The sequence below is a fragment of the Streptomyces sp. NPDC089424 genome (assembly GCF_044749345.1).
Lineage (GTDB): Bacteria > Actinomycetota > Actinomycetes > Streptomycetales > Streptomycetaceae > Streptomyces.
In genome coordinates this window covers 469369-482064 of record NZ_JBIVHU010000002.1, presented here as the reverse complement: position 1 = coordinate 482064, position 12696 = coordinate 469369, and the positions used below count along the sequence as shown (strand labels likewise).

The window sequence follows — 12696 nt, the reverse complement described above, 5'->3', positions numbered from 1 at the left end:
TACGGGGCCATCAACCCGGCGCCGGGTCGGGGCGATTGCTGATGGGCGGGGCCCCGATATGGTGCGGCTTCGGCGAAGCGCCGGCCGCTTCAGGTGGTGGTCGCGGCCGCTGTGAGCATGTCGAGGGAGACCTGCCACAGGAGGGCCGCCCGCTGGGGGTTCATGGCATGGGCCGCCACGCCGCGGCGGACGCCGGGGTGGTGCGGGGCGGCCTCGTTGCAGTCCTCGAAGTACCGGCCGGTGACCCCCTCGACCAGAGGGGATGCGGCGAGCAGCACCGAGGTGGCGGCGCCCTGCGGGACGTCCTTCCAGGACACGTCGGTACTGGAGGCCTCGAACCTGGCCGGGCTGTGGGAGATGTCGCCGATGTGGCGGCCGAGCCGGGTGGCGGTGATGCGGCCGGGATTGAGGGCGTTGACCGTGATCATGTCCGGTGCCCAGCGGCGGCTCGCCTCGACTGCGAAGAGGACGTTGGCGGTCTTGGACTGGCTGTAGGCGGCCCAAGGGTCGTAGGGGTGCCGCTCGAAGTTGATGTCGTCGAACAGGACGTCGCCGTTGACATGGCCCACCGAACTGACGACGACCACGCGGGCCCCGTGAGCCGCCGCGAGGGCCTCGTGCAGGCCGCCTGCGAGGGCGAAGTGCCCGAGGTGGTTGGTGGCGAACTGCACCTCCCACCCCTCCTTCGTCCGCTCCAGCGGAGGGGCCATCACGCCGGCGTTGAGGACCAGCATGTGCAGCGGACCCCGCCACGCCGCCACGAACGAGCGCACCGAGCTCTGGTCGGCCAGGTCGAGCCGGGCGGCCCGCACACTTCCCGGGCCGCTCGGCGGGGTGATCTCGCGAGCGACGCGTGTCCCCGCCGCCATGTCGCGGACGCCGATGGTGACCTCGGCGCCTGCGGCTGCCAGCACGCGAGCGGTTTCCCGTCCGATCCCGGAGGACCCACCGGTGACGACGGCGCGCCGGTCGCCGAGGTCGGTACCGGCAACCACCTCGGCGGCGGTCGTCTGTGCACCGAAAGGGAGCGTGATCGGGCTGTCGGTCATGGTGTCCTCCAAGGCACGTGAGGCGGGGAGGGTGGGCACGGCTGGGTGGCGCGCGGGCACGACACAGCCGTACTCTCGTATCCGGAACTGGTTCCGGTTCGCCTGCATGTCGACGGTAAGCGGAACCGGTTCCGGTTGCAAGCGGCGGCATGACGGGAGCGCGGATGACCAGCAACGGTGGGGGTACGACGCGGGGTCGCAGGTCCCTGCGCGCCGACGCTCAGCGCAACGAGGACCGGCTCCTGGAAGCGGCGGCAGCGGCGTTCGCGCGTGAGGGTGCGGGGGCGTCGGTCAAGGACATCGCCCGCGCGGCCGGCGTCGGAGTGGGCACCCTCTACCGCCGCTTCCCCTCGAAGGAAGTGCTGATCGAGGCGATCTATCGGCACGAAGTGCAGCGGCTGTGCGAGTCGGCGCCCCACCTCGCGGCCACGCTGCCCCCGGTGGATGCCCTGCGGACATGGATGGAGGATTTCATCGACTTCATGATGGCCAAGGACGGCATGGCCGACGCGCTGCGCGTGGTGCTGACCGACGACAGCGAGAAGCTGCACACCCGGGCTCTGCTGGCCGACGCCGTCGCCCACCTGCTCGCCGCTACCGGGGAGTCGGCCCCGGAACGCCCGCACGTGGACGCCGAGGTGGTTCTCATGGCCCTGGGCGGGATCAGTCTCATGGCCTCGGGTGAGGGTCGGCGCGACCTCGCCACCCGGCTCGTCGACCTGCTCCTGCACGGCGTAGTGGGGACCTGACAGTCCGGCACGTGCCGCACAGAGGCGGTGAAACGCAGTCAGGTCAGGAGGACACGACGACCCACGTGTCGGTAAGCCGCTCCGCCTCCGTCGGATGGCCGGCGATGGCGATCATGTGCCAGCTGCCGGAGTCGTCACGCCGGACCTCGAAGTGGACTGCCACGCGCTCGATCTCGCGCTCGTCGGCCGCGCGACGTGACCAGATGGCGTCGATCCCGACGGCGCGTGAACTGTACGCCGTGACCCGGCAGTCGGGGACCTCGGTGTGCGTGTAGCCGACGGCCTTCAGGGGCGCCTGGCGGGCAGCCAGGTAGCTGAGCACCGATTCCGGGTCGGGGCACCAGTGGTACCTGGCGCGCGCCGGATCCAAGTCGTCCGAGGAGACGTGGAGCGGAGGACGCCAGTAGTCCAGGACGGACCGGGGATCGGTGGCCGCATCCCTGGCAGCGGCGACCCAGGCGGGGAAATACGCGTCGAAGAACCAGCCGCGGGCCTCCCGCGCCGCGCGTGCCAGTTCGTCCCTGGGAGATGCGGAATCCATGCGCGTTCACCCTCTCTGCAATCCCTGCGCAGCCCAGCCGGCCCGACCATTCTGGATCTCATCGAGGGCATCGGCCTGCCGGGCGGGCTCCTGGTGCGGACGCGCGGGCCCATCGGTGGGGGCGTCGGCGTCAGTGTGGAACAGTCGGCACACCGACCCCACGGCAGGGTTGCTCCATGTCATGGCACACGGTGCCTGTCGAGGGGGCGTGGCGCCGAAGGGTCCTTCCATCGCATAGGCTCTGCCCGAACTGATGACCGTTCCGCTGGGCGGAGTCGGCCAGTTCCTGGTCAAGTCGCATGCAAGAGCACGTGAGAGACGCCGTGATTTCTGAGCCGGAAATGGTGGAGGACGCCCCTTCCTTCGGGGCGCATCGAGTGGTCGCTGATCCTGGCAGTGAGCCGCGGCACGGCAGCCCACATCGGTGGCTGTGGGCCCTCGGGGGCATGCTGGTGGCATCGGCGGTGTGGTCGGTCGCGGTGTTCCGTCCAGGGTTCGGTGTGCCATGGTGGGAAACTCGCGACTACCAGCTGACGCAGCGCGCCTGCCGCACCGTTCAACTGCCCTCCATGAGCACGGAGATCGCGCCCATGGACAGCGTCAGCGTGATGTCCTCCGGACTGACGCAGGATCCCGCCCTCGACCACCTCCAGTGCTCCATACACCTGCGCCCTGACGCGCCGGCGGCGGGAGCCGGCGGAGGCTGGTTCGTCGACTACACCGTCAGTGTCAGTGTCACACTGCACAAGCAGACCGATCCCGGCGTCGAGTTCGACGCGCAGCGGCGGGTGACGGGCCTCGAGGTCGTGGCCGAGGAGGAGGTGGAGGCCGTCACCGGCCTCGGGGACGGTGCGTACCTGATCACCTCGGACCTCAGCAGTACGGAGCTGCGGGTCCGTGACGGCGGTGCGGTGCTCTCCCTCGGGCTCTCGGCCGTGGTCAGCTACCTCGGCGACGACGCGGAACAGTCGGCGGACGAGGCCCCGGAGACCCCGGACGTGTCGACGTATGAAGAGGCGATGGTCAACGACATGCGCGTCCTCATGTCCCACCTGAAGAGGTAGATGTCCGGGGGACCCCGGCGGTCCGCGCGGACATGATCCATCCCACGAATGGCGGGCTCCGACAGGCCGGTTTTAGTATCGACGAATAGCGCTTCGGAACGAGGTGCTCTGTCATATCGCCCTGGCCGGGATCGATCGAATCGAGGCGCTATGAAGCATGTCGAAACCACGACGCGCCCGAGCGTAGACACTCCGGAGCTCCCGAGCGTGGACGTCACCCTGCGGGTCAACGGCGAGTCCTACCGACTGCGCTTCGACTCGCGGGTCACGCTCCTCGACGCCCTGCGTGACCATCTGGGGCTCACGGGCGCGAAGAAGGGCTGTGACCAGGGAGCCTGCGGTGCCTGTACCGTCCTTGTCGACGGGCGGCGCATCGTGTCGTGCCTCGCCCTGGCGGCCCAGTACGACGACTGCGAGATCACCACGATCGAGGGGCTCGGGGACGACGACCACCCGCACCCGATGCAAGAGGCCTTCGCCCGTCACGACGCGTTCCAGTGCGGTTACTGCACGCCAGGACAAATCATGTCCGCGGTGTCCCTGCAAGCCGAGGGACGCGCAGGCACCGACGAGGACATCCGTGAATTCATGAGCGGAAACATCTGTCGCTGCGGGGCCTATCCGAATATCTGCGCCGCGATACGCGAAGTCGCCGGGGAGGGCAACGATGCGTCCCTTTGAATATGTCCGGCCCACCCAGACCGACGACGCCGTAGCCGTCGCCACCGCGGATTCCCAGGCATCCTTTCTCGCCGGTGGCACCACACAGCTGGACCTGATGAAGGACGGCGTCCTGCATCCCGACCGACTGGTCGACATCACCAGGCTGCCGCTGCGGGGCATCATGCACACCCCGGAGTCCGTGCATGTCGGTGCCCTCACCACGATGGAGGACCTCGCGGCGGACACCGTGCTGCGCGAACGGCTGCCGTTCGTGCGGGAGGCACTCCTGCTCGGAGCCTCGACCCAGCTGCGGAACATGGCCACCATCGGCGGCAACCTTCTCCAGCGCGCGCGGTGCCGCTACTTCCGCGACCCCACCGTGGGTGCCTGCAACAAGCGCGATCCCGGTTCGGGGTGCGCGGCGATCACCGGTATCCAGCGGATGCACGCCATCCTGGGCACGAGCGAGCACTGCATCGCCCTGCACGCGTCCGACGTCGCGGTTCCCTTCGTCGCCCTCGACGTGATCGTGCACGTCCAGGGCCAGGACGGCCCCCGGTCCATTCCGCTGACGCAGTTCTACCTCCCACCCGGCACCACGCCACACATCGAGAACGTCCTGAACCACGGTGAGCTGATCACCGAGGTGGAGATCCCGCTGCTGCCGGAAGGCACGCGCTCGCACTACATCAAGGTGCGCGACCGCGTGTCCTACGAGTTCGCCCTGACCTCGGCGGGCGTCGCCCTGGAGCTGGACGGCGACACCATCCGCGAGGCCAGGATCGGCCTCGGCGGAGTCGGCACCATCCCGTGGCGGGCCTGGGGCGCCGAAGAGGTACTGCGGGGGACCAGGGCGTCCGAGGGCACCTTCCGGGAGGCGGCCGAGGCCGCCCTCGAAGGCGCCCGCACGCTGCCCGGCACCGCTTTCAAGGTCGAACTGGCCAAGCGCACCTTGGTGCGCACTCTGGAGACCGTCGCGGGAGTGCCGTCATGACGACCCTGGAGACTCGCACGCCGGTGGTCGGCGAAGGCATCGACCGCGTCGACGCCCCGCTGAAGGTCACCGGCACGGCGAACTACCCCAACGACTTCAGCTACCCCGGCATGGTGCACGCGGCCCTGGTCGGCAGCACCGTCGCCGCCGGACGCATCCGCAGCATCGACGCCTCCGACGCGCAGTCCGCCCCAGGCGTCCTCACCGTCATCACGCACCTGACCGCACCGCACCTGGAGCGCGGGCCGATGACCCTGCTCGGGCCGTCCGTGCCGGCGCCCATGCAGGACGACCGGATCCTGCACTACGGCCAGCACGTGGCCGTCGTCGTGGCCGACACCCCGGAGCAGGCCCGGCACGCGGCGTCCCTGGTGCGCGTGGCTTACGAGACCACCGAGCCCTTGCTCGACACGGAGGACCCCCGCGCTCAGATCGTGGAGAACCCGTGGGGCATGGACCACGAACGCGGCGACGTCGAGGCCGGTTTCGCCGAGGCCGACGTGGTGATCGACGAGCGGTACACCACCCCGGACAACACCAACAACCCGCTCGGTCTGATGGCCACCGTCGCCGCCTGGCACGGCGACTCGGTCACCATCCACGACTCCACGCAGTGGCCGCACAACGTACGCACGTCGATCGCGCAGATCTTCGGAATCCCCGAGAGCGGGATCCGGGTTCTCGTCCCCTTCATCGGCGGCGGGTTCGGTGCGGGCCTGCGCGTGTGGTCCCACACCATCCTGGCGGTGCTGGCGGCCCGCGAGGTCAGGCACCCGGTGAAGCTGGTGCTCACCCGGCCGCAGATGTTCACCTCCGTCGGGCACCGCCCCGACAGCGTGCAGCAGATCAAGATCGGCGTCACCCGGGCCGGCGACCTCACGGCCATCGAACACCACAGCATCTCGTCGGTGACCATGGAGGACGACGACTACGAACCGGTGGCCTCCGGCACGGCGGTCGCCTATGCCTGCCCCAACGCCCTTACGCGGGACCGGCAGGCACGGCTGAACATCCCGTGCCCCGGCTCCATGCGCGCGCCCGCCGAAGCACAGGGCAACTGGGCCCTGGAGTCCGCCATCGACGAGGCGGCCCACGCCATCGGCATGGACCCGCTGGCCTTCCGCCTGCGCAACTTCGCCGAGACGAACCCGGTCCTGGGACTGCCCTGGTCGAGCAACGCGCTGCGCGAGTGCTACACCCTCGGCGCGGAACGCTTCGGCTGGTCCCTGCGCACACCCGAGATCGGCTCGATGCGGGACGGACGGTGGCTCGTCGGGTACGGGATGGCGGCCGGGGCCTTCCCCTTCTTCCAGACCCCCTGCCAGGCACGGGCGTCGCTGCGCCGCGACGGCTCGGCCTACGTGCGCAGCGCCGCCGCCGACCTCGGCACCGGTACCTACACGGTCATGACGCAGCTCGCGGCCGAACTCCTCGGACTGGAGATCGGCAAGGTCCGCTTCGACCTCGGCGACTCCGACATGCCGTACGCGCCCATGGCCGGCGGGTCCGGGCTCACCGGAGCCCTGTCGGGCGCGGTCCGGATCGCGTGCGAGAAACTCGTCCACGAGTTCCTCGACGTCGTCCGGGACGACGAGGCCTCCCCGCTGCGGGGGGCCCGACCTGAGGACGTGACGGTCGGCGGGGGCCGGCTGTACCGCATCGACGCACCGGACCAGGGCGAGGCCTTCGTCGACGTTCTCGCCCGGCACGGCCTGGAGGAACTCAGCGCGGACGGCCGTAACACGCCGCCCGAGGCCGAGAAGATCGGCATGGCCCCCGCCGGTGCCTTCGGAGCGAAGTTCGTCGAGGTCCGTATCGACCCGCAGCTGGGCCTGTTGCGAGTGGCGCGCGTGGTCACCGCCATCGACGGCGGCCGCATCCTCAACGAGAAGACCGCCAGGAGCCAGATCATCGGAGGCACCGTCGGCGGTATCAGCCAGGGCATGTTCGAGGAGACCGCCACCGACGCCGGTACCGGACGCGTGGCCAACGCGACCTTCGGCGACTACCTGATGCCGGTCAACGCGGACATCCCCAAGATCGAGGTCATCTTCTGCGGTCAACCCGACCGTGCCTCCAAGACCGGCACGAAGGGCGTCGGAGAAGTCGGTCTGGTCGGTCTGGCGGCGGCCATCGGCAACGCCATCCATCACGCCACCGGCCGTCGGCTGCGGTCCCTGCCCATGACCATCGACCAGCTGATGCTCTGACCACGGCCCGAGCCGGGCCGCCCACCGCACCAGTTTTTCCCTGCCCACCACACCAGTTGACCTGTGACGCGCCGGGGTTGGCGTCTTTCAGCCTGCCCATCCGGTTCGCAGAGGTGCACACTGGCGGGTGCCTGGCAGGGGAGGTACTGGTGAGTCCGACGCATCGCGGAAGGCCCGTCCGAGGAGTCGTCCGGGCCGTCGTCGTGCTGGCGCTGCTGTTCGGCTGGTCCACCGCCTTCGGATCGGCGTCGCATGCCGGTGCGCCTTTGGCGCAACAGCTGGCCGTGTCAGTGCGCGGGGGCGACACCCTGTACAGCAACGGCATCCGCTGCACCGTGGGCTTCAACGCCCGCTCCGGCACCGCGATGTACGCGTTGCTGTCGGGCCGGTGCGCCCAGGGCGCCCACACCTGGTACGCCGACGCCGCCCTGACCGTGGCTGTCGGCGTCACCGCGGGAGTGAGTTTCCCGGGCAACGACTACGCGAGCATCCGGTACACCAACACGGCGGTCGCCTACCCGGGCGAGGTCTCGCTCGGCGCCACCGGTTCCCGCGACATCACCGGTGCGGCCAATCCCTACGTCGGACAGTCGATCTGCCACGTCGGGCGGACCAGCGGATACCGCTGCGGGACCGTCCAGGCAGTGAACGTCACCGTCAACTACGGCGGGGGCACCGTCCACGGCCTCTTCCGGTCCACCGTCTGCTCCGAACCCGGAGACACCGGTGGTCCCGCCTTCTCGGGCGGGACGGCCGTCGGCATCATCGTCGGCAGCAGCGGGAACTGCAGCTCCGGGGGCTTCACCTACTACCAGCCGGTGGTCGAGGGGCTGTCGGCGTACGGCCTGAGTGTCTACTGAGCTCCTTCCGCCCGCGGGTCACGGTCGAGGAGGCTCCAGCTGCTCGACCTGGCGCCGCTGATGGCCCGGTGCGAGCCAAGTTTTGAACGTGTTCAATTAGGGGCGTAGGCTGCCCGTCATGAGCGACAGAGCCGCCCTGCTCAAGGGCATCCGCGTCTGGGTGGTCGTCTTCGTGGTCTGCTTGACGTTGAGCGGTGTCACGGCCTTCCCCTTGGTGCACGAACTGCGCCTGACCGAGGACCTGTTCCGGTCCCTGTCCGTGCCGGAACACCTTCCGGGGCTCATGGAGTGGATCGAGCGGGTCCGGCGCGGACTCGACACCGCCGACGCCGAATACCCCTTCCTGCTCTACGGCACCGACTGGCTGGCGTTCGCCCATCTCGTCATCGCCGTCGCCTTCTACGGCCCCTATCGCGATCCCGTACGCAACATCTGGGTCGTCGAGTTCGGGATGATCGCCTGCGCCGGCATCGTCCCGCTCGCCCTGATCTGCGGACCGATCAGGGGCATTCCCCTGTGGTGGTCGCTGATCGACATCTCGTTCGGGGTGTTCGGCGTGATTCCGTTGTACATGGTGCGCAAGAAGATCAAGCGACTGGAGGCCTGTAGTGCCTCAAGTCCCGTACCCGCGTGGGCTTCCAGCCCTCACGGCGTACGGAACCCGCGGAAGGTCACCTGCTTGCGGGGTACGAAGCCGAGTCGCTTGTAGAGGGCGATCGCGGTGGAGTTCGCCTCGGCCACGTGGAGGAAGGCTCCCTCGTCGCGGGCCGCGATGCGCGCGACGAGCGCGCTCACCAGACGGGCGGCGTATCCGCGCCCCCGGGCTTCAGGGGCGGTGCAGACCGCGCTGATCTCCGTCCAGCCAGGAGGCCGGAGCCGTTCACCCGCCATCGCCACCAAAGTGCCGTGCTCGCGAATGCCGAGATAGGTGCCCAGCGTGTGGGTGCGCGGCCAGAACGGCCCCGGTTGGGCCCGCGCCACCAGGTCGAGCATCTCCGGCACGCTGTCCGCGCCGAGTTCGACCACATCGGGTCCAGTCCCGTCATGCGGCATACCCGCCGGACCGTTGTCCGGCCAGACCATTTGCTGTCCGTCGAGCACGAAGACCGGCTCCCAGTCGGACGGCGGGGTCGCCGGGCAGCTGAACATGTCGGCGAACGCGCCCCGGCCGAGGAGGCGGGCGAGGTCCTCCCACCTCTCCGGGTCCGGATCGAAGGACACCGAGGCGAAGGTGGCGACGTCGGGCAGATAGACGGCGGCCCTGCCCAGGCTGCGGGCGAGATGCCGGTGACGACCGCGCAGCGACTCACCCACCGGGTCGTCGAGTACGAACTCGTCGCGGTTCACCATCGTGCCGTACCTCTCATGTCGTGCGCGGGGCCAGTGCAACGACACGATGTCATGCCGTCGAGGCGGCCTCTCCGCCGCGTCGACGGTCTGGTCGACGGGGACGTCGCAGGGGTCCTGAGGGTGCGGGCCACTATGCGGCTGTAATGTGCGTTTATGAACCTTTTGCGTACTCCGGAAGAGTGTTTCGCGGAGCTTCCCGGCTTCGACTTCCCGCCGTCCTACGTCGAGATCGCTGACGGCGACGGAGGAGTGCTGCGGACGGCCTACGTCACCGCCGGGCCCGCGGAAGGGCCCGTGGTGCTGCTCCTGCACGGCGAGCCGACCTGGTCCTTCCTCTACCGGCGTCTCATTCCGGTGTTCGCGCGGAACGGCTTTCGGGTGGTGGCGCCCGACCTGGTGGGTTTCGGACGCTCGGACAAGCCCGCAGAAGTGGGGGATCACAGTTACGCGCGCCACGTCGCATGGATGACGTCCCTCGTCGTCGACGCGCTGGACCTCCGTGACATCAACCTGCTCGGGCACGACTGGGGCGGGGCCATCGGTCTGGGCCTGCTGCCCGAGCACCGCGAGCGTTTCTCCCGCGTGGTGCTGTCCAACAGCGGCATCCCGTACGGTCATGTCGAGATGCCCGCCGCCTGGTGGGAGTTCCGACGCACCATCGAGAACACCCCCGGGCTGCGTGTCTCCGCACTCATCGCCGATCTGGCGCAGTCCCCGCTGCCGCCTGCGGTCCTGGCCGCCTACGACGCGCCGTTCCCGGACGACTCCTACAAGGCGGGTCCCCGGGCGATGCCGGGGCTGGTGCCTGTGAGCCCGGACCACCCCACCGCACCCGCGTCGTTGCAGATCTGGGAGACACTGTCCACGCTGGCCATCCCCTTCCTCTGCGCCTTCAGCGACGGTGAGGTGTTCACCCAGCCGATGGCCGCCGCCATGCAGGAGCACATCCCGGGCGCGCGTGGCCGCCGGCACCCGGTGGTGGCCGGGGCTGGGCACCTCGTGCAGGAGGAAGCCGGGACTTCACTGGCCCAGGTCGCCGTCGACTTCTTCAACGAGTCCTGAGCGTGGCGGCTTCGCCCGGCCCCGGCCCGCTCACCGCACCTCGTCGGTCAGCGAGGGCACGGCGCACGGCCGGAGGACCATGAGGGAGTCCTCCGGGGCCGCCACCATGGCGAAGGGGAACCGGTCGAGTTCGAGGCAGAGCGCGACGTCGTCCGGGTGGGTTCCTTGACGCACGCCCGTCGACAACTCCGCGGCGGCACGCGACTCGCCGGCGCGGCGGAGGAACGCGGCGGCGTCCGTCTCCCGCCCGGCGGCCCTGTGGGCGATGTAGTGGGCGCACGCCAGATCCTCCTCGGCGCGCCCGTCCTCGCCGGTGACCACGAAGGTGACACTGCCGCATCCATGTGTCCGCAGGAGTCGTGCCGTCGCCTCGGCCACCACGAAGCCGGCACACAGCACCAGTGGCGCATCCTTGACCGCGAGCGCCCCGACCGTGCCGGCCGTGGTCTTCTGCACGACGGTCCGTCCGTCCAGGTTCAAGGACCGCAGCAGACCGGGTGAGTTGACGGTGTCGAACCCGGTCATGGGCGGACCGTCCTTGAGTGCCACCCAGCCCGGGTGACGCGCTTTGATCGACAGCGCCTCGTCCAGCGACTCGGCAAGGACGATCTTCTCCGCCCCCTGCGCGAAGGCCCAGGCAGCCACGGTGAAAGCACGCATGACGTCGACCACGACCGCCGCCGACGGGGTGTCGACCAGCTCGGCCATACCAAGGAAACGAGCGTCCATCCGGTCATGATCGCGCATCCTGACCCGCGGGAGCCAGGCGGCGACGCGAGCCCGGATCGGGGGATCACTGGGGGTCAAGTGACTCCAGCGCGTCACGCAAGGCGGGGCGCGAAGTGATGCCGAGCTTGGAGGAAGAGCTGGTAGAGGTGGGTCGACACGGTCAATGTGGGAGAGGAAGAGCTTCTCCCCGATCTGTTTGTTGGTCAGGGGGTCGCACCGAGACGGGTGAACGCGTGGGCGGCGGTGTCGAGGTGACCGCGGGCCTGTGCGGCGGAGCGGCCGCGACGCAGCCGCTCGCCGTAGTACAGGTGCGTCCGGGCGAGTTCGAACGGCCGGCGTTCGCGACCCTCCACCGACAGCGTGGTCTCGAAGCGGAGTTCGGCTTCCTCGTCGTTCGCGGCAGCCGGCGCGTCGGCGCCGAGGAGGACGAAGTCCAGCCGAGCGGAGGTCGTGTGCAGCCCGGCCTCGCGGGCGGCGAGGATGTGTCGTAGGGCCAGCTCGCGCCGCCCGGAGCGGCGGTCGCCTCCACGACGTCGAGGAGGACCCACAGCGCCTTGCGGATGAACGGGGGGAACGAACCCGCGGGAGCCCGCACGGCGCGGGCCCATCGGCCTGCTCATGGAGCCGTTCAGCACGCGCTGCCCGGTCGGTTCAAGGACTGGCAGCGCGTGCCGCTGCCTGCTTGGGCGGTGCGAGGCCGCGCGTACAGCTGCCTGTTCAGGCGGTGCGAGGCCGGGCAGCGCGTGCCGCTGCCCCTTCGGGCATGAGCCGGCCGCCTGCCGGATCAGGTCGGCGACGGCCGCCGGCTGGGAGACGTAGATCGCGTGACTGCCTTCGGCCTCGACGGTCCGCGCGCCGATGCGCTCGGCCATCGCGCGCTGCGCGATCGTACGGTCGTCGGTGGCCACCAGGTACCACGAGGGCTTGGTGCGCCAGGCCGGCGTCGACACCGCGCCGCCCGCCGCGTCCAGACCCCAGGGCACCTGCGAGCCGGCGAGGAACTCGGCCTGCGCGCGCGGCAGATCGCCCGCGAACGCTTCGGCGAACTTGTCGCGGTCCAGGTGCAGGAACCCGTCGACCGGCGGCAGGATCGGCGGAACCGCGGCTCCGGGCGGCGGGTCGGAGATCAGGGTGTTCACCGACTCGCCCTTGTCGGGGGCGAACGCGGCGATGTACACGAGGGACGTCACCTTCTCCTGGTTGCCTGCCTCGGTCACCACCACCCCGCCATAGGAGTGACCGACCAGGATCACCGGCCCCCGCTGCGCGTCGATGACCTGCCGGGTCGCGGCCACGTCGCCGTCCGGCGACAGCCTGGGGTTCTGCACGACGGCCACGTGGTAACCGTCGCGCTTGAGCGCCTCGTACACCCCCTGCCGGCCGGAGCCGTCCACGAAAGCTGACGCGAACGACAGGAATGCGCGG

At 69.8% G+C, this 12696-nt stretch carries 13 protein-coding genes; 8 read left to right on the top strand and 5 right to left on the bottom strand.

The window, feature by feature from the left end:
- Positions 1-89 precede the first annotated feature (89 nt).
- Positions 90-1049, bottom strand: a complete 960-nt coding sequence (locus ACIP2X_RS09840) for an SDR family NAD(P)-dependent oxidoreductase (protein WP_401669854.1) — start codon at positions 1047-1049, stop codon at positions 90-92.
- Positions 1050-1213: 164 nt separating this feature from the next.
- On the opposite strand from ACIP2X_RS09840, the gene ACIP2X_RS09835 reads away from it, so the two are divergent.
- Complete coding sequence (locus ACIP2X_RS09835) at positions 1214-1798, top strand: TetR/AcrR family transcriptional regulator (RefSeq protein ID WP_401669851.1); 585 nt, start codon at positions 1214-1216, stop codon at positions 1796-1798.
- 43 nt (positions 1799-1841) lie between these two features.
- On the opposite strand, the gene ACIP2X_RS09830 is transcribed toward ACIP2X_RS09835, so the two are convergent.
- Positions 1842-2339, bottom strand: coding sequence for a hypothetical protein (locus ACIP2X_RS09830; RefSeq protein WP_401669848.1), 498 nt, complete (start codon positions 2337-2339; stop codon positions 1842-1844).
- Between the two features lie 569 nt (positions 2340-2908).
- On the opposite strand from ACIP2X_RS09830, the gene ACIP2X_RS09825 reads away from it, so the two are divergent.
- The 6 genes from ACIP2X_RS09825 (at position 2909) to ACIP2X_RS09800 (ending at position 8839) form a co-directional block, all read left to right on the top strand.
- Positions 2909-3403: a hypothetical protein gene (locus ACIP2X_RS09825; protein WP_401669846.1), complete on the top strand. Its 495-nt coding sequence runs from the start codon at positions 2909-2911 to the stop codon at positions 3401-3403.
- Between the two features lie 150 nt (positions 3404-3553).
- Complete coding sequence (locus ACIP2X_RS09820; protein ID WP_401669844.1) at positions 3554-4084, top strand: (2Fe-2S)-binding protein; 531 nt, start codon at positions 3554-3556, stop codon at positions 4082-4084.
- Complete coding sequence (locus tag ACIP2X_RS09815) at positions 4071-5060, top strand: FAD binding domain-containing protein (RefSeq protein WP_401669842.1); 990 nt, start codon at positions 4071-4073, stop codon at positions 5058-5060. The genes ACIP2X_RS09820 and ACIP2X_RS09815 overlap by 14 nt, the downstream gene beginning before the upstream one ends.
- The gene (locus tag ACIP2X_RS09810) at positions 5057-7270 is read left to right on the top strand and encodes a xanthine dehydrogenase family protein molybdopterin-binding subunit (RefSeq protein ID WP_401669840.1); all 2214 of its coding nucleotides are present in this window, start codon (positions 5057-5059) and stop codon (positions 7268-7270) included. The genes ACIP2X_RS09815 and ACIP2X_RS09810 overlap by 4 nt, the downstream gene beginning before the upstream one ends.
- Positions 7271-7419: 149 nt before the next feature.
- A complete protein-coding gene (locus ACIP2X_RS09805; RefSeq protein ID WP_401669837.1) occupies positions 7420-8130 on the top strand; it encodes a S1 family peptidase in 711 nt (236 codons plus the stop codon).
- Positions 8131-8248: 118 nt separating this feature from the next.
- Positions 8249-8839, top strand: coding sequence for a hypothetical protein (locus tag ACIP2X_RS09800; RefSeq protein WP_401669835.1), 591 nt, complete (start codon positions 8249-8251; stop codon positions 8837-8839).
- On the opposite strand, the gene ACIP2X_RS09795 is transcribed toward ACIP2X_RS09800, so the two are convergent.
- Positions 8776-9480: a GNAT family N-acetyltransferase gene (locus ACIP2X_RS09795; RefSeq protein WP_401669832.1), complete on the bottom strand. Its 705-nt coding sequence runs from the start codon at positions 9478-9480 to the stop codon at positions 8776-8778. The genes ACIP2X_RS09800 and ACIP2X_RS09795 overlap by 64 nt on opposite strands.
- 153 nt (positions 9481-9633) lie before the next feature.
- On the opposite strand from ACIP2X_RS09795, the gene ACIP2X_RS09790 reads away from it, so the two are divergent.
- The gene (locus ACIP2X_RS09790) at positions 9634-10542 is read left to right on the top strand and encodes a haloalkane dehalogenase (protein WP_401669830.1); all 909 of its coding nucleotides are present in this window, start codon (positions 9634-9636) and stop codon (positions 10540-10542) included.
- 30 nt (positions 10543-10572) lie between these two features.
- Here ACIP2X_RS09790 and ACIP2X_RS09785 read toward each other — a convergent pair whose 3' ends face one another.
- Both ACIP2X_RS09785 and ACIP2X_RS09780 read right to left on the bottom strand, forming a co-directional pair.
- On the bottom strand, positions 10573-11271 hold the full coding sequence (locus ACIP2X_RS09785) for a 2-phosphosulfolactate phosphatase (protein ID WP_401669827.1): 699 nt from the start codon (positions 11269-11271) through the stop codon (positions 10573-10575).
- 203 nt (positions 11272-11474) lie between these two features.
- Positions 11475-12665 (bottom strand): alpha/beta hydrolase, encoded by a 1191-nt coding sequence (locus ACIP2X_RS09780; protein WP_401669824.1) that lies wholly within the window; start codon positions 12663-12665, stop codon positions 11475-11477.
- Between the last annotated feature and the right edge of the window lie 31 nt (positions 12666-12696).